General features: G+C 32.7%; 15 protein-coding genes. 2 read left to right on the forward strand and 13 right to left on the reverse strand.

Annotation, left to right across the window (positions count from 1 at the left end; all coding sequences use genetic code 11):
- Positions 1–57: 57 nt before the first annotated feature.
- Positions 58–1,218 (reverse strand): DegT/DnrJ/EryC1/StrS family aminotransferase, encoded by a 1,161-nt coding sequence (locus tag HM985_RS04250; RefSeq protein ID WP_179375064.1) that lies wholly within the window; start codon positions 1,216–1,218, stop codon positions 58–60.
- Positions 1,219–1,341: 123 nt separating this feature from the next.
- Between HM985_RS04250 and HM985_RS04255 the strand changes: the two genes are divergently transcribed.
- Positions 1,342–2,580, forward strand: coding sequence for a 3-deoxy-D-manno-octulosonic acid transferase (locus HM985_RS04255; RefSeq protein ID WP_179375065.1), 1,239 nt, complete (start codon positions 1,342–1,344; stop codon positions 2,578–2,580).
- Positions 2,581–2,583: 3 nt separating this feature from the next.
- On the opposite strand, the gene HM985_RS04260 is transcribed toward HM985_RS04255, so the two are convergent.
- Positions 2,584–3,843 carry a M20/M25/M40 family metallo-hydrolase gene (locus tag HM985_RS04260; protein WP_246284953.1) on the reverse strand — a complete coding sequence of 420 codons (1,260 nt, stop codon included), beginning with the start codon at positions 3,841–3,843 and terminating at the stop codon, positions 2,584–2,586.
- Between the two features lie 309 nt (positions 3,844–4,152).
- Between HM985_RS04260 and HM985_RS04265 the strand changes: the two genes are divergently transcribed.
- Entirely contained in the window at positions 4,153–4,566 is a 414-nt protein-coding gene (locus HM985_RS04265) for a hypothetical protein (RefSeq protein WP_179375067.1), read from the forward strand.
- A gap of 69 nt (positions 4,567–4,635) precedes the next feature.
- Here the strand turns inward: HM985_RS04265 and HM985_RS04270 are convergent, their stop codons facing one another.
- The 11 genes from HM985_RS04270 to HM985_RS04320 form a co-directional block, all read right to left on the reverse strand.
- Entirely contained in the window at positions 4,636–5,640 is a 1,005-nt protein-coding gene (locus tag HM985_RS04270; RefSeq protein ID WP_179375068.1) for a LacI family DNA-binding transcriptional regulator, read from the reverse strand.
- A gap of 203 nt (positions 5,641–5,843) precedes the next feature.
- Entirely contained in the window at positions 5,844–7,262 is a 1,419-nt protein-coding gene (locus HM985_RS04275; RefSeq protein ID WP_179375069.1) for an MFS transporter, read from the reverse strand.
- Positions 7,263–7,264: 2 nt separating this feature from the next.
- Positions 7,265–8,773, reverse strand: coding sequence for a glycoside hydrolase family 30 protein (locus tag HM985_RS04280; RefSeq protein ID WP_179375070.1), 1,509 nt, complete (start codon positions 8,771–8,773; stop codon positions 7,265–7,267).
- A gap of 11 nt (positions 8,774–8,784) precedes the next feature.
- On the reverse strand, positions 8,785–9,843 hold the full coding sequence (locus HM985_RS04285) for a glycoside hydrolase family 2 TIM barrel-domain containing protein (protein WP_246284954.1): 1,059 nt from the start codon (positions 9,841–9,843) through the stop codon (positions 8,785–8,787).
- The gene (locus HM985_RS04290; RefSeq protein WP_179375071.1) at positions 9,844–11,133 is read right to left on the reverse strand and encodes a glycoside hydrolase family 17 protein; all 1,290 of its coding nucleotides are present in this window, start codon (positions 11,131–11,133) and stop codon (positions 9,844–9,846) included.
- A gap of 13 nt (positions 11,134–11,146) precedes the next feature.
- The gene (locus HM985_RS04295) at positions 11,147–14,605 is read right to left on the reverse strand and encodes a hypothetical protein (protein WP_179375072.1); all 3,459 of its coding nucleotides are present in this window, start codon (positions 14,603–14,605) and stop codon (positions 11,147–11,149) included.
- Between the two features lie 176 nt (positions 14,606–14,781).
- Entirely contained in the window at positions 14,782–16,413 is a 1,632-nt protein-coding gene (locus HM985_RS04300; protein ID WP_179375073.1) for a glycoside hydrolase family 16 protein, read from the reverse strand.
- 13 nt (positions 16,414–16,426) lie between these two features.
- Positions 16,427–18,031, reverse strand: a complete 1,605-nt coding sequence (locus HM985_RS04305) for a hypothetical protein (protein WP_179375074.1) — start codon at positions 18,029–18,031, stop codon at positions 16,427–16,429.
- A 12-nt stretch (positions 18,032–18,043) separates the two neighbouring features.
- Positions 18,044–19,543 (reverse strand): RagB/SusD family nutrient uptake outer membrane protein, encoded by a 1,500-nt coding sequence (locus tag HM985_RS04310; RefSeq protein WP_179375075.1) that lies wholly within the window; start codon positions 19,541–19,543, stop codon positions 18,044–18,046.
- 21 nt (positions 19,544–19,564) lie between these two features.
- Positions 19,565–22,714, reverse strand: a complete 3,150-nt coding sequence (locus HM985_RS04315) for a SusC/RagA family TonB-linked outer membrane protein (protein WP_179375076.1) — start codon at positions 22,712–22,714, stop codon at positions 19,565–19,567.
- Positions 22,715–22,961: 247 nt separating this feature from the next.
- Positions 22,962–25,781 carry a triple tyrosine motif-containing protein gene (locus HM985_RS04320; protein WP_179375077.1) on the reverse strand — a complete coding sequence of 940 codons (2,820 nt, stop codon included), beginning with the start codon at positions 25,779–25,781 and terminating at the stop codon, positions 22,962–22,964.
- Between the last annotated feature and the right edge of the window lie 74 nt (positions 25,782–25,855).

The raw sequence follows: 25,855 nt of genomic DNA on the forward strand, positions 1-25,855 counted from the left end.
CATGCTATTATATCAATCACATTTAAGTGATAAACCATTTAACACGCTTATTTCTTATTATTTATTTGTCGCTATAAAATTTAAAACTGTACTTGTAATAAATTCAATTTGATCATCTTCTAATTCTGTATGCATTGGTAAAGAAATTACTGACTTTATTAACTGATTTGTTACTGTAAAATCAGCCTCATTATAGCGCTCATCTAAGTAAGCCTTTTGTCTATGTAACGGAATTGGGTAGTAAACACCACAGGGAATATTCTGCGCTTGTAAATGGGATACTAAAGCATCTCTATCTACATCTTTTAAATTAAGTGTATATTGATGAAAAACATGGCAATCACAAGTATCGCAAATCTCACCACATTGGATTAACCCACTAGGTGTTACAATATTTGGATGATTTTTAAAAGCCTCATTATATTTTATAGCTGTACTTCTTCTGGCTGCGTTATAGGTATCTAAGTGTGGTAATTTAGCATCTAAAACTGCTGCTTGAATTGAATCTAAACGCGAATTTACTCCAACTACATCATGGTGGTAACGTTCGTACATACCATGATTTACAATACCTCTAATTTTATGTGCTAATTCGTCGTCATTTGTAAAAATTGCACCACCATCTCCATAGCACCCTAAATTCTTAGAAGGAAAGAAAGAAGTTGAAGCTGCATGGCCTATAGCACCTGTTTTGGTTTTAGAACCATCACGATGTGTATATTCTGCACCAATACCTTGTGCGTTATCTTCAATAACATATAAATCATGTTCTTTAGCTAAATCCATAATCGCATCCATATCGGCTGGTAAGCCAAATAAATGAACAGGGACAATTGCCTTTGTTTTTGGTGTAATGGCTTTTTTAATTGCTTCTACATCGATATTGAAACTTATAGGGTCTACATCAACTAAAACCGGAGTTAATTGTAATAAAGCAATAACCTCAACGGTTGCTGCAAACGTAAAGTCAGCAGTAATAACTTCGTCACCTGGCTTTAAACCCAAACCCATCATGGCAATCTGTAAAGCATCGGTACCGTTTGCACATGGAATAACATGTTTAACCCCTAAATAATCCTCAAGATTTTTTTGAAACTGATGAACTTTTGGCCCGTTAATAAACGCAGCACTATCCATGACTTCTTGAATTGAAGGATCTACTATATCTTTAATTTTGGCATATTGACTTTGTAAGTCAACCATCTGTATTTTTTTCATTCTGAAGATTACATTTTAATGTGTAAATAAACAAGCTAAAAGCTCTAAGCGAAAATACAAAATTGTGAGCGCTATAGCAATGTAATTAATTGAAAGAAATGTATTTTAGCACAAATCTTTTTTTTGAAACTACTCTACTCCATAGGAATTTATATTGCAAGTTTTGTTATTAAATGCTTAGCCTTATTCAATTCTAAATTGAAGCAAGGCGTTGATGGCCGTAAAAACACTTTTTCAAAACTTAAAAAAGCGCTTAAACCAGAAGACAAAACATTTTGGTTCCATTGTGCTTCATTAGGCGAATATGAACAAGGCTTACCCGTTTTTGAAGCTTTAAAAATTAAGCATCCCGATTATAAAGTGGTATTATCTTTTTTCTCTCCATCAGGTTTTGAGGTTAGAAAAGACACTAAAATTGCAGATGTTGTGGTGTATCTTCCTCTTGACACCGCTACAAATGCTAAACAATTTCTAGACCTTGTTCATCCTGAATATATTCTATTTGTAAAATACGAAATCTGGCCAAATTTTTTACATGAAATTAAAAGACAAAACTTAAATGCCATTCTTATTTCTGCAGTATTTAGAAAAGATCAAGCTTTTTTTAAATGGTATGGCAGTTATATAAAATCTGCATTATTTGCTTTCAAACATATTTTTACCCAAGATGAAAATTCAAAAAAACTACTTAAAAACATCAATTATAATTTGGTTTCCGTCTCTGGAGATACAAGGTTCGATAGAGTTTCTAACCAACTAAAGGTTGATAATTCGGTTTCATTTATTGAAAATTTTAAAAATGATCAATTATGTGTCGTTTTTGGTAGTAGTTGGCCTGAAGATGACAAGTTATACCTCGATTATATTAATAACAATTCTACTTCAAACGTAAAATTTATTATTGCTCCACATAATATAAAACCGAGTTATATTTCATCTTTAAAATCACAATTAAATGTAAAGACTATTTGTTTTTCAGAATTAAAACCTGAAGATAATTTAGCAAATTACAATGTATTTATTCTAGATACTATTGGCTATCTAAGCAAGGTTTACAGTTATGCCGATATTGCCTATGTAGGCGGTGGAGCTGGCGCAACAGGACTGCATAACATTTTAGAACCAGCCGTTTTTGGTATTCCTATTCTTATTGGTAAAAATTATGAAAAATTCCCTGAAGCTAAATCTCTTATTAACTTGGGTGGTGTAACGAGTTTAGAAAGTTCTACTGCTTTTAAATCTACATTAAATGCTTTAATTACAAATGATGTTTTAAGAAAAAATCAAGGACATATTACAAAATCTTATATAGCATCTCATAAAGGAGCTGTACTTAAAATTATGGCTTATTTAAATTTATAAGTATTACAATTTAGAATTCACTAATCTATACATTAAAACTGCAGTAATTTTTGCTTGTACTGCTACTGTATTTAAATTACCTGTTTCATCTATAGTATGATCACCTCCACCCCCTGTAAGCCCTAAACCATCGATGGCCATATCTACATATTCTGAAGTAAAAGAAATATCAGCAGCACCAGCATTTCTGGGATTTACAGCTGTTACGGAACCAAAGCCTAAATCTTTACTTACTGTATTAAAATAACCAAGTAATTTGGTATTCCCTTCTGTTAAAGTTAAAGGAGGATACCCTCCTGAAGAGAATGTTAGTTCTGCTTTTGTTTTTGGATAACTCTCAGCAACAATTTTTTGCATCGTTTCCTTAGCTTTTTTTAATTGCTCTAAAGATACTGCTCTCAGATCTCCACGAACCATCGTTTCTTGAGACACCACATTAGTTTTCCCCAAGGCCTGACCACCTGTTCCATCTTCATTTTCACTTAAAGAAGTCCCTCCTATTATAAATCCAGGATTAAAAGTTAGATCCTTTTCGTTGGCCAGTTGTAAGTAAAACGCATTTAAAATCCTTGAGGTTTCATAAATTGAACCTGTACCAACAGTTTCTGTAAAAACTTGAGAAGAATGTGCTGGATTACCAGTTACCCTTAATTTCCAATCTGTAGAACCTCTCCGAGATACTACAATAGTTTTAGGGTTATTATCACCGTTTTCAAAGCCTAGAGCAATATCTGCACGTTTAGCTGCATCAATTAAATCTTTCTTAGATAACTCTAAAGGTTTACCACTTTTTTCTTCATCTCCAGTCATTATAATTTCTATAGACATATCGTCTAAAAGTCCCGCCTTTTGTAAAGCTTGCATTGCCAAAATAATAATGACATCTCCTCCTTTCATATCCGCTACACCAGGTCCTTTTATTATAGAATCATTAAGCATAGTATATTCTTGAAACGGACTGTCTAACTCAAAAACAGTATCTAAATGTCCTATCATTAAAAATTTAGGCCCTTTTCCCCCCTTTCGTGTTGCAATTAGATGCCCTGCTCTTCCGTAGGATTCGCCGTTAGTTAAGTGAGTTTCAAAACCTAATTTATCCAGTTCCCCTTTAAAAAGGTTACCAACTGCTTTTACCCCAGTAAAATTCATGGTACCGCTATTCATATTCACGGACTCCTTGATTAAACCAATCGCTTTGTTTATGTTAGCGTCTACAGCATTTATTATTTTCTTCTCGTCTTTATTAGTCTGTGAAAAACTCAAAAATGAAAAACAAAATAATACGATAAAACTGAAATTTTTATAGTTAAAATCTATAATCATTATGGTGACTTATTTAATTATTTCTTATTAAAAACATTTACCTACAAGATGCTGAATTGTTATTCTGAAATCATTCCTTTTAAAAAGATATATCCATCTGTAAATATAAATTTATATTTTTTAGAATTAGAAAATTAATTAACTCAATCGACGTCCAAATCTGGTATTACTTTCGTATTTATCAAACATGTACGTAGAATTAATCAACGTAACCAATTGAAAATTTATATTAACATTAAAACTATTAAAATGAAAAAAGTTGTATTAAGTTTAGCTCTAGTCGCTGTTTTAGGATTATCATTTACGTCTTGTAGAGAGACAGAAGAAAAAACTGAAGATAAAATTGACAATGCAATGAATGAAGCTGGTGAAGCTATGGATGAAGCAGGTGATGACATTGAAAAAGCTTTAGATGACGCGGCTGATTCTTCTAATGAAGCTTTGGATGATGCTGAAGCTGCGGCTGATAAGGCTATAGACAGTATAGAAAAAGATGCTGAGTCTATGTCTGATGACGTAAAAGCTGCTGCTAGCGATGCAAAACAAAAAGGTAGCGATGCTGTTGACAAAGCAAAAACCAAAGGAACTATCGCTGTTGAAGATGCTAAAAAAGCAGGAAGTGATGCTGCAACTAAAGCTTCTAACAAAGTAGAAGATCTATAATTAGCTCAAAAAAAGCAAAACAAAAAAGCCTGATGAAAATCAGGCTTTTTTTTGTTTTAAACTTTCTATTTATTGCACAGATTCACTCAATTGAAGTTCACTAGGAACTACGATGGTTCGTACATTTAATTCTTCATTATTAATATTCTCTATCAATAATTTCGTAGACATTTCGCCTATATCGTGTGCTTTTTGATGAATAATTGAAATTTTAGGACTCGATAAAACCTGAGTATGTTCATATCCAAAACCTATAACTGATAAATCTTTCGGAATTTCTCTTCCTAATTTCTTAGCCATGTTGATAGCTACAATCCCTGTAATATGATCAATTGAGAGAATAGCATCAATAGAAGGGTTAGCTTTAAGATAATTATAAATCTTGGTCTCTATATCCATATCTACCGCATGATCAAAATTTAATACATAAGTTTCTAATTTATGATCTTCTAATGCCTTTGTATAACCTTCTATTCTTAATTTACCTACACTCAACTCTTCAATATTACTAACTAATAGAATATGTTTTCGCTTATCATTAATTATTAAATATTCTGCAGCTTCATAAACCGATTGAAAATCATCTACAATCACCTTATTACACTCAATATCATGGATGACTCTATCAAACATTAAGACAGGTTTTTTACTTTTAATGGCTGCTTTTATGTGCTCAGTTTTTGCCTCAACTTGGCTTTCTCTCGCCACAGCAATAATAAAACCATCAACACTTCCATTAGACAACAACTCTAAACTACGTTCCTCTTTTAAGAAGGTTTCATTAGATAAACAAACTATAATATCATATCCGCTCTGAGTTGCTGTTTTCTCTATACCATGAAGTACTTCTGCAAAAAACGGATTAGTTACTGTAGGAAGTATAACACCAATTGTTTTAGACTTATTTGTCTTTAATTGCTGCGCTATTCTATTTGGTTTGTAATTTAGCTTTGTCGCTAATTCTTTAACACGTGTTCTAGTATTCTCACTAATCTCGTGACTATCATTTAATGCCTTTGAAACGGTTGAAACAGAAATATTTAAAAGTGCAGCTAATTCTTTTAGTGTTGTCATTTTTTATGTTTTTATTAAAATAAAAAAAAGAGCATATAACATACGCTCTTTAAATTTACTTTTAAAAATATTAAAAACTAGTTTTTAACTAGTTTTATTGTTTTAAAACTATTAACAGTCGTGATTATTGCAATATAAACACCATTGTTAAATTTTATAGCATTTATCACAGCAGATATCTAAAAAAAAATAATTTTTATATTTTATCTTAGTGATTCTGCTTTACGCTGATCTAATTCTGCACGTATTTTATTTGAACGTTCTTCGGTAAGATCATAATTTCGCATAATGTACATTGCTACTAAAGTACCTAAAATAGGTAATCCTGAAAAGAATAGCCTTAAGCCCGTTATAGCATTTTCCGATTGAACATCTAACAAAGAATCAAATCCAATAATTGATAATATGGCACCACTTAATCCGCCTGCTATACCAAAACCAAATTTAACCATCCACCAGTATATCGCTCCAAAAACACCTTCGCGTCGTTTACCTGTATGTAGTTCGTCTAAATCAATTACATCTGCCGTCATAGACATCATAAGTGTAAATAACCCCCCTATTCCAAAAGAGAAAAACGGTAAAGCAAATAAAAACAGATAAGGTTTTCCTGGAATAAATAAAAACCAGAGCATAATGTAACCTATCACAGAAATACCTTGTGAGACCATAAATGCTTGTTTTTTCCCTAATACTTTAGACATTTTTGCTACGATAGGAATTACTAAAAACGTTGTAACTAAAGCTCCTATACTTCCAAATAATGTAGGCCATATACCTGCAGCGGCGGCATCTCCATTAAAAAGATAGTAAACAATTATAAAAAATGTAAAACTAGCCACGGTATTAAAGGCATTAAAGACAAAGAATGTCGCAAAACACAGTTTTTTAAAAGGTTCGGATTTGAATGCTTCTACAAAATTGTCTCCAATTTCCTTTAAACTACCTCCAATATTCTTAATCGTTAGTGCTGAATAATTTTCATTAACTGTTGACCTACTTTTAATAAAAATAGCTGGCACCATAGCACAAATCGCAAAAATAATACCGACCCAAACAGCTAATTCTCTTACAGCAACATCTGCAGTAGGATACCATTCTGGATCATACATTATAACCCAAAACCAAGGTGCTATTACCCAAGCCCATTGACCAATCCACTGCGATACAGCCATAATACTAGTACGCTCATGAAAATCATCGCTCATTTCATAACCCATGGCTACGTAAGGCACACTAAAAATGGTTAAGCCTAAATAAAACATAAAGGATGTTAGTAAAAAGTACCAAAAATTATAATCAAGTGAATTTTCTCTAAAGAGTTGCCACATAATTATAAACGCAACCCCCATTATAATAGCTCCGATAAACACATATTGCCTACGTCTTCCCCATCTAGATTTGGTATTATCTGAGATATAACCCATAATTGGGTCAGTTATAGCATCAAAAATTCTTGGAGCTAAAGAAACAACGCCCCACATCCAACCCGGAAAACCTAAATCTTTAACTAAAACCACAATGAATATACCAATAACAGCAGGAAACATTTGATTTGCAAGCATTCCTAATCCAAAAGCAACTTTTTGACCTAATGGCACTTTATTGGCAATTGTGGACATAATTATTTAGTTTTAGTTGGAATCATTATTGTTTGAATCGCTTGTCCGCTTATTTTAACCTTTACAGTTTTATCACCAAGCGCTAAAGTGAAATTTTTGAATTGCTTACCTTCATTAAAAATCACAATTGCGATAGAATTATCTGGATTCTTAGCTGCAGTAACCATAAGGTCTTTATCTGCATTTTCAATATCAATAACTTCTGCCCCTGGTCTTATGTATTTACTAAAGTGAGCCATCGTATAATAAAGTGGTGTAAAGTAAACCTCATCAGCATCTGGATCTACAATCACAGGCGCAACACACCAGTTTTCAAACCAGTTTGGTCCACCTTGACGGTCTAAAACCATATTCCAGTCTACCCATCCGTCTACCCAATTGTTAAGACAACCAATAATATCTCTTGCATAGCGATTTACTGGTGAATATTTTGGATGTAGATGTTTGTCTTCATCTGAAGCCCAATCCCAACCCCAATCTGTAGCTTCTTTCTGCCAGTACCAAGCATCATCTTGCCATTTTGGAATTTCAGAATCTACACAACCTTCAGTTTCTATAAGGTATTTATTTGGCGCTTTGTCATGTGCGTATTGTAATTCTTCTGGAAAATAATCATACGTACTCTCGTACCAGTGAATAGCTAAACCATCGAAATATTTTGAAGAAGCTTCATCTTTATACATTTCATCTACCCATTCATTTATCCCTTTTCTATTCTGATCATAACCTAAGATATTTACGTCTCCAAAACCAACAGTTTCTAATTTTGGTCCTAAATGATTTTGAACAAAATCCGTTTCTTCCGCTGGTGTAAAGTGCATACTTTCCCAGTTATTCCCATTTCCGTGAGGTTCATTTACCGGTGTTAATCCCCAAATATCAATTCCTTCAGCTTTGTAAGCATCTAAGTATTTAGAAAAATACAATGCAAAAGTATCGTAGTATTCTGGCAATAATTTACCACCAACATAGGCTTTGTTATCTTTCATCCATGGTGGTGAAGACCAAGGTGAAGCAATAATGTTAAATCCATCTTTTGAAATCGCTTGAGCATCTTTAATCATGGGAATTAAATCATCACGATCTTCCTCTATATTAAAGCTCTTTAATTCCATATCATCTACAACAGGTGCATATGTATAGTTACTTAAAGAAAAATCGCATGAAGCAATATGCGTTCTCGTTAAAGAATAACGTGCGCCATCTTCTGCGAAATAAGCCTGTAAAATTGTATCTCTATTTTTCTTACTTAATTTGTTCAATAAATAAGCTGAAGATTCTGTAAAAGACCCTCCAAAACCTGTTATAGTTTGAAACGTTTTTTCTGGTAAAATTTTAATTACAGCAGCAGAATCTACTTCTGTAAATTCCGTAATTCTTGTTAGCTTATTACCACTTTCTGAAGTTTCGTAAACTTCAACTTTTAAAGTGTCGTCCTTCTTCTTCTCAGGAGCACAACTTACTACAGCTAAAATTAAGAGCGCCATTAGGCTGATCCTTGTTCGTTTCATATCTGTGTTATTTAATTTTTCGTTTTATTTACATTGGTGTAAATATCTTTTACAACTGTGTAAACTTCTTTCTTATTTCTATCGATATCTACAATACCCCAAAATTCTTCATTTGGGCTACCATCAAAAGGAACTCCAGTACTGTTTGGTGCTGTTCCTCCTGTATCTTGTACATCATCATTACCTGCTTTCCACCACCCGTCGGTAAATGAAAATAACGTCACTCCAGAGCATACATCTTGATCTGCAAACGTCTTATTTAAAATAATGGTTGTTGCATCTGCTTGTGCTTTTTCATTAACACCTTGCGCATAACCTTCATTTGCAATTTGCATGTAGCTATCAGCACCCGTTTCTGACAAATACATCGGTTTTGTACTTACTTCTTTCCATTGCTCAAAGATGGTTTCTGGTCGTATTGATCGGTAAACATTCATTCCCCAAACATCAATATTTGGACTCAATGAACGTGCTAACTCATTAGGCAAATCTCCATGCGCTGTTGTTACTGGGTGCGAAGAATCATTTTGGTGAATAATACCTGCAGCAGTATTCATTGCGTTGTACCAATTTTTAATATCGCCTTCAAACCATTCAGGATGATAATTATATTCGTTCCCTAATTCCCACATTAAAATGGCTTTATGGTTTTTAAATTTATTTACTAAATCTATAAAAGTCCCTGAATAGATATCATAATGACCATCTTGTTTGTACCCGAATCCCATGATTACTTTTATACCCGCTTCTGCAATCTCATCGAGTACTTTTTCATCAGAAATTGGCGCATATACTCTAATCGTATTAATCCCAGCCTTAACCATAAGATCTAAATCTTGAGTTAGCGTACTAAAATCTCTTTTATTAGGACTTCCTTTAGGAACCGGATGATAACAAATACCCTTAATTAAATACGTTTCATCATTTAGTAATAATTGTCTTTCTGAAACTGAAACAACATCTGTAACAGACACAACATCGTCAATAGGTTCTGGAATTTTTTTTGTTTCATTTTTACACGATACAAAAGCAATTAAAACAAGAGTTATGATTAAAAATTTCTTCATCATTTATTTAGGATATTCTGTATTTGGTACTAAAACGGCTTTCATTAATGCTTCTAGATTACCGCTATACGTTTTTGTGATTGCTTTACCATCTCTAGTTAAACCTTCAAAAACACCTTCATCTACCAAATTCCATAACGGGTATTTCGCTTCGCTTTTAAGATTTATTAATCCAAAGTGATTTTCTGAACCGTCTTTATTTGCGGCATCTTTCCATTGTTCATCAAAAGCTTCAAAATAGAAACAGCTAATATTTTCTTTACTTGTCCATTCACGTAGATGTTTATAGTACAACCCTTGTTTATATTCGTCTGTAGCTCTAGAGCCATTTACACCATAATGCCCATTAGAAATTGTTGCCCAACCAGTTTCACCAATATGAATTGGTTTATTAACACCAATACTTTTCATGTAATTTGAAACACTATAATACTGTGTTTTTGCAAAATCTAAAGCACGCAACATAGCTGCATCGACCTTTTCTTTATCTGATAAGGTTGCTTCTGACTCAGGTACTTTCCAAAACTTTGCATTGTAATACGAATTATGATAAGGGTAAGTATGCATAGAAATATAATCTACAGCATGAGCTAATTTTTCTAAATCTTCGGTGTGATAACTCGCATCTCCACCTCCCCAAGAAGAATAATCATCCGAGCTTGTAATCCATAAATCTGAAGGCAAATCTCCTGATTTTTTTAAATTTTGAAGATGATTTACCCATCCTAAAATGATATCTGGTGTTACATAATAACTGGTTGCCCAAGTTACCATAGCCTCATTACCAACAGTCAATATTTTTACAATATCAGGGTATTGGTTTGCTAAAGCTACCGCTGTATTTACCTCAACAGGATTTCGATCACTTCCTTCTGTATGAATCGCTTCTCCATCACCTGTACCAAAAGCATTTTTACAATCTATCCAAATACCAAGCATCACGTACATCTCAAAACTTGAATCTTCATCTTTCAGTTCTGAAATTGCTTTTAACAAATTTGCTGCCTGATTAAAATGAACATTATATGTTCTAAGCACTTTTATTCCCATAGCATTTAGAAGCTTCATGTCTTCTTTTAACTCTAGAAGTGTTGGTTGTACATCTCTTGAATTTGCTCTATAACCACCGTAAGAAATCGCTAAATACTCAGGGTTCCCTAAGATATCCTTAGCACTTAAAACCGCTGTTTCTTCAACAGGTTTTGAGTTACTTTCTTCTTTTTTTGTATTGTTACATGAAAATACAAGTAACGATACCAAAACAAATACGGCAGATTTTATAAAATGATTCATACTAAATAGTTTACTATTTCTTTATTGAAACTCTAATTTGATCAACTTCTCCTGAACGCTTAAAGATTTTATCGCTGATGTTTTTATCAAGTTTTAAATCATTAAACACTTTTACAGAACCATCATTTAACAGTACTTCAATCTTATTATCATCTTCTAATTGATAGATAATAGGCACTTGACAATAAGTAAAACAAAGTGAATTTTTCTCTAATTGAATTGTTTTAGAAGATTTAGCAATGTTTGTATAATTGAATTCTGATGCTGATTTTAAAAACTCTTCTCTTCTTAAAAGTCTTGGATTAAAATAAAGTTTACCATCTTCAACAAAAACACCTAATTCACCAAAACGGCATAACACATCTTCTTTTACCTGACCTGTCATTCCTGGTTGCTGTGCTCCTTTTCCTCCTGGCGTATGAGAATAAGGATCAGTTGGAAAAGCACCATATAATTCTGGTGATTTATGTACACCAATGCCTTCACCTATTTCGTAATAATGATCTAATAAGCCTCCGATTATTGCTTCACTTTCATTATTATTAATCGCTTTTATACAATTTTCTTGTGCCGCTAATAATAACTTAGAAACCATGTGCCAATAGATAGACCCTAAACCTTCGTAGCCATAGAAAGTACCAGAACGTCCTGTAAATGATTTATGATTAAACACTCCTTCAAAAACAGCTAATAATTCGCTTTTTTCTTTTTCTGCTAATGCTTTATAACTTTCCGGTAATTCTGCAATGGCCGCTTTTAAACTTTCTGCATTATTAAAATTACCGTTAAAATGATATTGCCCTAAAACATCTTTTTCAATGATTTGTTTGTTGTTATTTTTTAATAATTCTTGTAATAATTTAGAATTATTAACAGCACTATCAGGAACGTTATTTCGATCTACAAAACGTGCTAATTGCTTATTTGGATATAAAATATAGCTGTACTGATCTGCTCTAAATAAAGCACTTGCTTTTAAAGCGTTTAAGACTTCCAAAGCTTCTTTTGAAGATAAATAGCCTGAACTTAAAACAGCAACTTGCCCCTCTAACATTTCAGATAAATAAGAAATAGAAACTTCCTTATCATTCTCAACCGTCATTAAGTTATAAGCATGATATAAACTATCTGTACGCTTATTTGCTTTTATAGTGTGCTCTAAATATTGTTTTGCAACGGTAAAGAATTCTATTAAATCTGTTTTAGAAATTGAAGCTTTTTCATTTTTAAAACCAGATTTATAAATAGCCATACGGTAAGTGCTACCTGCTTTTCCTAAGCCGTCTAAAATAGTTTTTCTGTCTTCGTTAGAAATTGCAGCACTTAAAACAGCTTTATTGCTTGATAAAGTTTCTACAACTTTGGTAAAGAACTGATGTAATTCTTCTGAAATCTCAACTGTTTCTAATTCAGAATTAGCAACTACTTTTTCAAAGAAATTTAAGAAACGCTCTAAATAATATAACGTTACCATTGAAACGCCATTGCCAACAAGTGCGTTGTTTGCATCGTTCCATTCTGGTCGTTGTGTATTTAACCAAATTCCACCTTCTGGAATAAAATTAGACACCTTTGCTAACACCGTTACTAATAGTTTTTCAACTAAATTAACTTTGTAAATAGAATTGTTTTTATCTTTTAATAAAGCCCCATCAACACCAATCTTAGCACGTTCTTCTGTTATTTTTTGATTTAAATTGTGATCAAAATCAATCGTATCCTTTGGGTTTTGTAATGTTTCTTCGTAACTCTTAATTTTATAAGGTACGTTAGCAAATACAAATACATTTTCTTTAAAAGAATCTGCTAAAGTTGAAGGGTAATGTTTTTCTATAAACTCTAAAAACTTCAGTAAATAGATAATTTGGTGATCTCCCCAATACCCGATGTAAGACCATGGATCGTCTTCTTCTATAACTTCCCAATCAAATCCGTCTTTAGTAACACGGTAAGGGTTGTAACCTTCAAAAGTGGTTGCGTTAAGAAATTTATGAATCATTCCTTCAATAAACTCAGGATATGCATGCGCTAAAGCTTCCCAGTTTTGAAAAATATCTCTCCAGTTTCCTTGATAATCTAAGATTTTAGAACCATCTATTTCATTGGTTGTATTGATCGAAAATTTATTCCAAGGTCTGCTTGGATCTCCATGCCTTCTACTGAATTTTAATGGCAAATACTCGAGACAAAGTCTCTTGAAATCTGAATCTGTATCTTTTTTCGCTAAATCTTTAACGTCATCTACCGTAAAAATTTCTGGTAAAGCATTTAAAATTTCAGCTTTATTTTTAGCGACTTCTTTATTAGCTTTATTTATATATTTTACAAAATCGGCTTTTTCAATGTTATAGTTATCATCAAAAATACCACCACGCATTACATTAAATAACGTGTTTGCAAAATGTCTTGTATTTCTTAATTGATCTTCTCCAAGTTGAATGCCATCTGCAGCACCTGCAATGTCGATAAGGTTTTTAGTTCCTTCATCAATATCGCTCTGTACATGATCCCAAAGTTGAGCATCATTTTTAATTTTTTCTGAAATATCACAGATGTTACTAGCCGTTTGATTAACGTTAGCTACAAAAATCCATGAGCTTGCTTCATTTGATTTCAACTCTAAATCTGAAGACACAAAATAAGCGCCTTTTTCAGCTCTTACATCTTCTTCTTGTTTAATATCTATTCCTTTTCTAAAGTTATTTAATTGAAGTGAAGACACTAAATATTTAGGATTATTTAAACCTAAAGACCAAACAATATTTGCTTTTAAAGCTTCACTTGGTTCTGCTTTATCTACAATAACTGCACTTAAAGCAAAGATCCCAATACCTGAATCTTTTTGTAATTCATTTTTCTTATAAGCATCTACCAAATTACTGTATTGGTTTTGCATATCTGCTCCAATACCAAATGGCACAATGTTTTGTAACCCGTCTAAAACGGTTACATTGACAACCTCTGAAGTATTATTTATTAAGGTTGATTTTTTTATAAATCCGAAGGTATTACTAGAATTCCATTCGTATTTAAAAGTTAAACCTAAATCAATATTAATCTCTTCAAAAACTAACTTATTTCCATAAGCGTTTTTATAAAGATTTCTTTTAATATCGTAAACCCCTTTATATTTATCTGAAAACGGCTCCCAAAGAAATGTTTTATCATTTTTATGAACTTGAAAAATAGTTTTAGGTCCCGTTACATCAGCGAATTCTGTAATTTTATCATCCGTATAATAAGGAAATAAAGCATATTCAGAATTTTTTCTTCCAGCACTTAATCCTCCATTACTTGAAACAAACATCCAATGGTTAGAATTATTTACAAGACTCATAAAGAATGGTCTCATTTGATCGCTATTAGAAATTTTATAGAACTCTTGATGGTCAAGAATAACTAATTCTCCTTTTACTTCTTCATTTTCGACTGAAGCTTTTTTGGTTCCTATATAAATGGGATTATTGGTCATTTACTTAAATATTGATTCAATAGTTAGCCTCTACAAAAAAAATCAAAAGTTTGATTTCCCTATATCTGACTTACTTTTTTATTAAAAATTTTTGAGAAAATTATGGAAGGTAGCCCAATTGACAAACAACTAATTGGGCTACTCCATACTTAATATAACAAAACAAATATTATTGTTTATTGATAAACTCTAACATAATCAATTTCCATACTATCTTCTGTAAAATCAGAAGCTACAGTTCCTCCTAATGTTCCACCCATAGCAACATTTAAGATTAAGAAAAAGTCATTGTTAAATGGTAGGTCTGCAGAATTTACTACTGTATGAAATACAGTATCATCTACTAAAAATACAAGTTCTTCAGGTGTCCACTCAACAGTATAATTATGAAATTCTGAAGTAGAAGTTGACAATTGTGTACTACCAGAATCTCCAGCACCTGGAGATACAGCAGGATGATGCACAGTAGACAAAACAGTATTTTTATCTTGTCCTTTTTGCTCCATAATGTCTATTTCTCCTGAAGCAGGCCATGTGTTAGTTTGGTAATCTGCACCAAGCATCCAAATTGCTGGCCATGTACCAAGAGAAGCTGGTAATTTAGCTCTCACTTCTACTCTTCCATATGTAAAGTCATATAAACCTTCAGATTTTAATCTTGCAGAAGTATAACCTGATCCATCTACTTTAGCTGTGATTTTTAAGAAACCCTCTTCTACAATAACATTATCTGCATCATCAGTATAAGATTGTAGTTCTTGATTTCCCCAACCATTATCTCCTGTACCTAAATCGTAAGTCCAGTTTGTTGCATCTGGTGCTCCATCTACATCAAATTCATCAGACCAAATTAAACTATCGTAAATACTAGTAAACGAATCATCTGCATCTTCACTGTCAGTCGTTAAGACAAACCACCAGTCAAAATCTCCATTTCCATCCGTTGTCTTCAAGGTAATTTCATTAGGAGTAGATCTATCAAATATTTGATATGTATGGTTACCACCTAAATAATACGAGATAAAAGCAGTACCACTTAGACTGATTGTTTCTACACCACCCGGAGCAATTAAAGCCCAATCTGCTGTGTAATCACTGTAAGGTACATTTTCTACATCATCACCGTTAACAGTTCCTCCTGAAGCAATTTCGGATACTAATCCCCCACGACCAAAAATAGTTCCTGATGTATCTGTTGTAGGATCGTCATTTGTATTATCTGTAATATGAGTGAATGTACCATCTTCATTAAAGATAAAACGATCATCATACATACCAACACCCGCTTTTTCATCAGCTCCGGCAGAATACCATTCAGCTACTACGGTTCCACCAACTGGTCCTAAACCAAAGTGACCCGCAGATTCTGATTTCAATCTCCAAACATTTGTTCCGTCTCCAATTAATTTATCAATTAATTCTTGTGGTGGTGAATAATTTGCAAAGACCTCTACATCTATCATTGTAGATGTTGAAACACCACCTGTTCCGTAAGCCACAACAGTAACTCCATAGGTGTTTACTCCAAGTGTACTAAATGAGTTTTGAAAATCACCAGAAATCGTATTGCTCTCTACACCTTCAATTATATACCTATAAGTTAAGGCATTATCCGCGATTGCCGTAAAATTAACTACGCCTGTTCCATCCCCATAAGGATTTGCATTATCCTGCCCAGCAATTTCTGCTGACACCACCAAATTACTTGGTGCAATAACTTCTCCGAATTCTGCATCATCCTCCTGACAACTCACAAGAATGAACAAAAGACTAAGAAAACTAATTAAAGTATATTGTATTTTTTTCATGTTTCTTAAAATTTTAATTTATTGTAATATCATCAACGTAGATTGTATAGTCTGAAGACCCATCACCTGCTGTTCCGTTATCCATAATTAATACAAGATTATGCCAATCTACTGAAGTATCAATTCCTGCAAAATCGAACGTTAAAGTTTCCCATTGGTTAGCAACAGTCGTTGTTGCAGTAATCTCTGATGTCTCAATCGTATTTGGCCATGCTGTATTGTCTTCCATTTTTAATAATAAATTTAAGCCTGCACGAGGTGACCATACTTTAACTGTAATTACAGAAGTACCAATAACTTGAAAAGGTGTTGGAACATTTATTTTAGAACCTGCCCAAGTTTGACCGGCTCCTTTTATCATTTCTGCTACCATAGCTGAAGAGTTACCATTTAAATCTGGATTACCTACAACAGATATTGCACCACCATCAAAACTACTTAAAGTAAAATTGAGTCCTGATTCTTCTTCAAAATTAATTGGTGAAACATCTGGTACAGACTCATCACTTTCTTTGTATAGATATAAATTATCTACAAAAATTGCACCTCCATTTGGTACGCCTTCAAGTTTTAATTGAAAAAGAGCACTAAAATCTAATAATGGATTTTGATCGGTAAAAGCTGACAAAGGAATATCGAAAGACGTCCATTGCTGAGCCGTTAGCTCTAATTCGTATGCCGTTTCATTTGATGTATCATCTGGTCCAGAAGTGATAGGTGATATACTTGCATTATTTTCATCTGCTGTCCAAACATCAATATGCAAATATTCCATTTGAGACGCATCAATTGTTCCTGACAAATCAATTCCTTGATAATTTAAATTTGCATATTGAAGCATTTCATCTCCTGCTAAATCAAATAAATTATACGTTGTTGACTGACCCCAATTTGGATTAAAATCTACACCTTCAATATCAGTATAAATACCGCTGAAAACCGAAATTACATCTTCTTCTAATCGCGATGGCTGATCGGGCGCAGAACTTAATGGTTGTACAATCTCTACAGCTTCGAAATCTTCAGTATAACTTAATGTTGCAATTGCACCACTAAAAGCTTCAACATTTATGGTATAAATACCAGCTTGTTGATACGTATATGAAATAACATCACCACTATTAAATATAGTTGGCTCTGCTGTTTCTTCCTCTCCAAATGACACTGCGTAATAGGTTGCAAAGTCTGCTTGAGCTGCAATATTTACAGCTTTAGAAATTGCAGGGTCATTAGTTATAGTTACTACTAAGTTTTCTGGTGCTTGAAAAGATACAACCACAGCCTCTGTGAATACAGTACTTAACCCATTTAAATTAGAAGCAATTATATTAAACTCATAATTTCCTTCTGCATAAGTATGCTCAATACTACTTCCTGGTTGAACAGAATTAGAAAGCTCTGACCCATCACCAAAATCAAAAACATATCCTGTAACTCCGTTACCCGAGGGTGTAATAGTTACCAAACCTGTATTATCTTGTGTTACCATAACTAGAGCCGAAATATCTGTTGGTGCTTCTAGTCCATCTGCAAATGCTGTATCTACATTATCTTCAGTACAGCCGTAAAAAACCATTACTAAAAGACATAATCTTAATGTGTGTTTTAATATTTTCATAAGTTTTATTTTTTAGTATCCATCGTTTTGAGATAAGCCCGAAATTTCTATTTCTCTCTGAGGAATTGGGAAAAGTCCATTTGTAGCAGGATTGTAACCTAAACCACCTAACACACTATCTACTTGACCCGTTCTAACTAAATCGAAAAAACGGTCACCTTCCATTCCAAGTTCTAAACGTCTTTCATCCCATATTGATTGAACTGTTGCAGTAACTCTATGATCTTGATCGCCAAAAGCTCTATCACGCACCATATCTAAATAAGTTTGTGCCAGAGATTGATTGGCAGATGCAGCTCTTAAATTTGCTTCTGCTGCCATTAATAATACTTCAGAATAACGGATGGTACGTTGGTTATTATCGTAATTTAATTCTACTTGACCGCTTGTTTGTCCTTTTCTTGGTAAATATTTTTTATTATATAAACCTGTATTTTTGTAAGGAGCTACTTGATAACTTACATTTAGACTTGGGTTATTAGCTGCGTAAGCTTCAACATCGAAAGTTGTGGCTTCTTTTCTTTGGTCACCATCTTCGTAAGCTAATGCGAGGTCTTGAGTCGGCAAATTGGTACTCCAACCTGAGTTGTAAGGCATTGCTGCTGTACCATTAAAACCTCTAACACCACATTGCTGAACAGCATAATTTCCTTGCCCTCTTGTTTGACCATCCCAATTATAATATGGCTGTCCGTTAGAATATTGTACTTCATAAACAGATTCTGAACCATTTTCACCTTCTGGCAAAAAGATATCATCCATACTTGATACTAAACTAAATGGACCATCTACCACATTCTGAAGAACAGGAACTGCTTCTTCAAATTTCTCTTGATATAAATATATTTTTCCTAATAATGCTTGAGCAGCATATTTAGTAATTCTACCTTCTTGAGATTGTGCCGTTGGCAACACATCAATGGCTTGAAGTAAATCGATTTCCATTTGAGCATAGACGTCTTCTTTAGGTGATCTTTGCAATGTACCGAAATCTGTAAGTCCTAATTTGTAATCCGTAAATAAAACAACATCACCGAACATTTTAACTAAATTAAAGTAGTAAAAAGCTCTTAAGAAGTGAACCTCTCCATATAAGGCTTCTTTACCATCAAAATCAATGATATCACCTGCAATGTTAACATCTCTATAATCTATTAAATAATTGGTTCTGTTCACACCTTCGTAAGCAGATTGCCATAAATCTTCAATTGTACTATTGTTTGGTAAAATCTGATAATCATCAACTTGCTGTAAAGAGACAATATCTGATGCGTTTTCACCACCAGCTACAGAATTATCTGAAGCAAGATCCCCCAATACGATGACTCCGTTTAACCATTGTGTTGGTGTATAACAACTAACAGCCATTGTTCTATAATCTGATTCTGTCTGTAAGTAATCAAACTCTGTTACTTGATACTCGTCATGCGGATCAAAATCAACCACATCTGAACAACCCATAAAGATTGTAAGTATGATTACTAACCCAATACTATTTTTTATATTTTTCATACTATTATATTATTTTGGATGTTAAAATTTAAGATCTAAACCTAACAAAAACGTTCTCGCTTGTGGATAAGCACCTCGATCAATACCCGTATCTAAAATTCCACCAGATATTTCAGGATCATAACCTGTGTATTCTGTAAGCGTTAATAAGTTTTTAGCTTGTGCATAAATACGCACTTTACTAAAAAATATGTTTAACTCCTCTGGTAAAGTATACCCAAGCATCAAACTTTTAATTTTAATAAAACTTCCGTCTTCCACATATCTATCAGAAGGTCGAATATTACTATTGGTATCTTCAAAAGTAAAACGTGCATTATTAGCATCATTAGTAGTCCCCTCACCTGTCCATCTATTTAAAATGCTTCTTTCTCTATTTGTATATTGCGCATTACGTTCGTAAGCTCTAAAAATATCGTTACCAACTGAAGCGTATGTAAACATGCTTAAATCGAAGTTTTTATATTCAAAACCTAGGTTCCATCCAACAGTAAACGTTGGAAAAGGATCTCCAATTTTTGTTTTATCGTCATCGTCAATGACTCCATCGTTATTTGTATCTACAAAACGGATATCTCCTGCCACTGCTCCTATCTGAGTTGCATGTGCTTCAATTTCTGATTGATTTTGAAATAATCCATTAGTTTCGTAGCCGTAGAAATATCCAGGTGTAAACCCTTTTTCAAAACGTGTAACATCTTGAGACTGACCATTAAAATAAGACCCACCTGAAACAAATGCAGTTCCGTCACTATTAGTTTCTGTCACTTCATTTTTAGATGTTGTAAAAGTTACAGAGGTATTCACCTTAAATTCTTTAGCCCCATAATTGGTATAAGATAAAATAAATTCAAAACCATTACTTTCTGTACTACCAATATTTGATGCCACAGGCTCTGATGTACCAGCATAAAGCGATGGTGCATCAATAAATAATAATCCATCAACTGTCTTAGTAAAATAATCTGCAGTAAGAGAAAAGTTATTATTAAGAAAAGTTACATCAAACCCAATATTATATTGTAATTGCTCTTCCCATGCTAATGTTGGATTGCTAAATGAATTTACAGTAGCTCCTGAAACAAATTCGTCTCCAAAAGTATATCCGTTACTATTAGCCGTAGAATTATAACTCGGTCCACCAACAGTAATTTGCACATATTGAGGATCTACTTCTTCATTACCTACAGTACCCACACTACCTCTAATTTTCATAAAATTAATGGCATCAAAATCAAAGAAGTCTTCATTACTAATTACCCAACCTAAAGAACCCGCATAAAAGTTAGCAAACTTATTATCATCACCAAAAGCTATTGAACCATCTCGTCTTGCAGAAAATGAAGCTAAATAAGTATCTTCATAATCATAATTAACCCTACCGAAATAAGATAAGTTTCTACGTTCTAAATTTTGGTAGCTATATCCTGTATAAGCATCTGTATTTATATCAGAATTGATACCCGTAGCAGAATATACATCTGCCCAAGCCCATGAATTATCTCTTACATCTTGTCTTGTTGCACCAAAACCTTCACCAGTTGTTTTACTTGTAGAGATCCCTAATACTAAATCAAAATTATGCTTTTCATTTAGACTTACATTATAGTTAAAAAAATTCTCCCAAGTATAATTAAAACTAGAATCTGAAGTTTCTGAAACGCTATTATGAAAAGTTGGGATAATACTTGTTGTGCCATCATCATTAAGAACTGTATCTGATTTAACTGTTCCATCCGAATTATAATCACTTGAAACATTATTTGGCCCATAATAGGCTAATGGGGTAAAGCTTTTACCTACTGCATCCCATTTTGTATATCCAAAACGAGACGTTACTTTAAGGTTTTTAAGCACGTCATATTGTAATTCAAATTTACCGTATAATTTATTCCCATTACTCTCATTGTAAGTATCCTCTAATCTCTGAACAGGATTAAATATTTCAGACAATAATAAGTTACTATACCCATAGGTTGCAAAATCATTTGAATCTGTATTATATGGTGTTACTGTTGGGTCAAAATTAATAGCATTCCCTAATATTGAGTTGAATGAATTCTCTGCAATTGACTGACTCTTGATGTTTGCATAACTAGCATTAAGAATAAATTTTAATTTAGAAGTCAATTGAAAATCTATATTTGCAGTAAAGTTTAATCTATTAAAATTAGACTTATCCTCACCACCTACTATACCATCTTGACTGACATAACCTGTCGATAAAAAGTAACTCACTTTTTCTGAGCCCCCTCTAGCAGAAAGCGCATAAGAAGTTATTGCTGCATCTTTAAAAATCTCATCTTGCCAATCGGTACCTTTACCTAAAACTGAAAGATCAGGAAAAATAAGATCTCCGCCAGCAACTACACTACCTTCATTTATTAATGCCCCATATTCAGAAGCATTTAAAAGGCCTAATTTTCTATCTACAGATTGAATCCCTGTGTAAGTATTAAATGAAAACTCAACCTTTTGATTCTTTCTACCTGATTTGGTAGTCACCACAATTACACCATTCCCTCCTTTAACTCCATAAATAGCTGTAGATGCCGCATCTTTTAAAATAGACATTGACTCTATATCTGCAGGGTTTATAGAATTTAAATCACCTAATGTTTGAGGTGAACCATCTATAATAACAATAGGCTGCGCACCAGAAAATGATGGAATACCTCTAACCAATACCGTTGGTGTACTACCGGGAGCACCACTTTGTATAACTGAAACACCAGAAGCACTACCTTGAAGCGCCTCTTCAACCCTTGTTGGTTTAAGTTTCTCAATTGACTCTGACTTCACTGTCGATATAGCACCAGAAACATTAGTTACTTTCTGTGTCCCATACCCAATTACTACCACTTCACTAAGAGATTCCGTATCCTCTATTAGAATGATGTTTAATGATTCATTGTTTTTAATAGTAATTTCTTGTTGGATAAACCCAATATAAGAAATGACTAAAGTTGAATTTAAAGGCAAATCAGTTAGAGTGAAATTACCATCGAAATTAGTTGTTGTTCCTTTCGAAGTATTCTTAAGGATAATGTTTACACCTGGAAGAGGTTGTCCTGAAGCTTCTTCAGTAACCGTTCCCGAAACATCTACATTTTGTCCATTTACTGCCATTGATAAAATGAAAGCAAAGAGCGCGAAAAGTTTTATTTTCATAGTTCTTAATTTAGAATATGCAAATTATAACAAATTCTTAATGTTATCTTAAAACCAAACACTACAAAAAACATACAAACAAAAAAAATAAGGCTATAAATAATGATATCACATTATTTATAGCCTTATTTTAAGGTATCTCTATTATTTATTAACTAATAATATAATTTAATACAGTACTCTCAATATACTGATTTATAGCATTTGTATAGGTAATGTATAGGTAAAAACGACATCTGTATAGGTGTTACAATTCAATAATATAGCTTGATAAGCTATGATCATGATCTAATTCTAATTTTTTACGCAAACGATAGCGCTTCACCTCAACGCTTTTATGAGAGATATTAAGAAGAGGTGCTATTTCTTTAGAAGAAAGATTTAGCCTAAGGTATGCACATAGTCTTAAGTCACTTGCTGTAATAGACGGGTGAAGCGCTTTTATTTTCTTCATAAAATCCTTATCCACATTATTGAACGCTTCCTCAAACAATTGCCAATCTCCAGTGTTATTGATACTGCTATTAATTAGTTTTATAACATTATCAACCTCGTTTAATGATTTACGCTTAGACAATTCATCTTTAATATTGCTTAACAATTCATTTCGTTTTACCAAATTCATGGTTGCCATACCAAGTTCTCTGTTCTTATTTTCTATATCTAACTGGAGGTTGGTATTCTTAAATTGAATAAGTTGACGCTGGTTCTCTAATTGTTCTAATTTTAACTGTCTCTCTTTCTTTTCTAAAAGCTTTTGCTGCTCCTTTTTGTAATGTTTCTTATTAAAAAAGTACAGCACATACAAAACTAGAATAGATAAAACAACGTAAGAGATAATTGCTAGAGGTTTAAAATACCATGGTTTATCTATAGCAAAAGAAAAAGAAACATTATTAGCCGAAGGAATACCATTTGATAAAGCCCTAGCTTGAAATGTATATTCCCCATAAGGTAAATTTTCAAAAAAGGCTTCAGAATTGGAAGACCAGTCACTCCATTTATTATAAATACCAATTAACCTATATTGATATTTAGAATTAGAGAGCATACTGTAATTTGTGATGCTATACTGAAATTTTACATTATTGGTCTCATTTTTAAAAACTTCATCACTTTTTAAATCTAGTGCTGTTAATTCATTAGGATGACTACCATACTGAACATTATTTAAGTGCATATCTAATGATCTATGCTCTATTTTACTTAAATCAACTGTAAGATAACCTTCGGTTGTGCCTATTAGGTAATTATAATCTCCTAAGTCCAACATGTTTTCGAAACCAGATTTACTCTTACGGACTTCGTTAGATATACCTATTACATTAATTTTAGGATCACTAGAAAATTTACCTGGCTCAACATAAGTAATATCATTTTTAGAAAAAACCCATAACCGATTATTCTCAACATCACTAAATAGTTTTCCTGAAACATAATTATCATTATTCAACAAACCACTTAAAAGTGTATCCTTTTCAAATTTTTGTTGGTCTCGTTTGAATTCAAAAACACCCTCTTTATAACTATATAAAACGCGATTATCATAATCAACAATACTGGATTTAATCCCTGCGCTCACGGGCAACTTTTCATAATTGAGCACCTCCCTCAATTCAGTATCAAGTTCTACTTTATAAACACCTTTATATTCATGATTTACTAATAGTTCTCTTGAAGAAAGAAACTCAATATATCTAGATGAAATATTAAATCCTTCAATTGTATTTCTATAATGCCATGTACCATTTACTTTCTCTAGTACATTTATTCCTTTGTAATTTCCTTGAACCAATAAATTGGGATAATCTTTTACCTCTTTAATAATCCAGGTACCAATTTCACTAGAAACTTGCTGAACAGCTGTACCATTTATAATAAATGTCCCCTTATCATGTCCACAAAATAATTCATTCTTCAAAATAGATAAATTCCAGACTTGCCCTTTTGTTCCTTCTATAAAAGTAAATTTACCATTTACATCTATAGGTTTATAAAACAAACCCTGGTTAGTACCTAAATATAAAAGCCCATCTTTTTTTGCTGCAGTATAAACCGCACCTAAAACCCCTTGCTTATCGGTATAAACCTTATATGGTGACTTTAAATTAATAACATTAATGCCATTATCTAAACCCAACCAAACATTACCAAAACTATCTTCCATAATCGAAAGAATCGTATTATTAGACAAGCCCAAAGACTGATCTAGTTTTAAGAGCTCTTTACCATTTTGATCAACATGAAGCATACCATTAGCAATGGTTCCTAAAATAAAAGTTCCATCCTTTAAACGAATACTACTATACACACTTAAATGAGCAAAAGTATCCTGAATATTTTTATTCCACAGCTCTAAAACTCCATCCTTATAATAATAAAAACCTTTATCTTTTGTTTGAAACAACAACCCTAAACCTGACTTAAAAACATTGATTAATTCAATATTCCCAATTTGATCTATCGAAACAACTAATATTTTTCTACCATCTTCGATCTTAAAAATCCCATAACCTGTTTTTTGAAAATAGATAGTATTATCTACTTTAAACATTTTGTTAATTCTATAATTAGAATCAATAACATCATAACTTTCATCGTCTGTATTATAGATATAAATACTCTCAAAAGATTGAAATAAAACGTAACCATCAACTACTATTATACCCCAAAACTCTTCATCTTCTTTAATAATTAGATTTTCACTTTTACTTAACGAAGTATATTTTAACAAACCCTGCTTATCCTTTATCCAATAACCAAAATCCATGTATCCACCAGAATAAATTTTATCACCAGAAACCTTTACAGACCTCAAAATACCTTCATTTCGTGAAGCATAAAGTTTCCACGAAGCACCATCGTATTCTAATAAACCCTTATTATTAGCAACATAAATAAAATTATCATCAGATTGAGATATTGCCCAATTCTGATCTTCTGCATTATAATCTTGTGGAGTAAATATTTGAATTGGAGGAACCTCTTGAGCGTCAACTATAATATTAAAAAATAGTGCAACACATAAAAAACAAAGATTGATTCTAAATTTATTTGAAAACGGCATGAAACTGTTGTTGTAATATGTTATTAAACTAGCAAATTTATGACTATTATGTAATTACTAAAATAGGAATAGAG

The sequence above is a fragment of the Winogradskyella wichelsiae genome (assembly GCF_013403925.1).
GTDB classification, from domain to species: domain Bacteria; phylum Bacteroidota; class Bacteroidia; order Flavobacteriales; family Flavobacteriaceae; genus Winogradskyella; species Winogradskyella wichelsiae.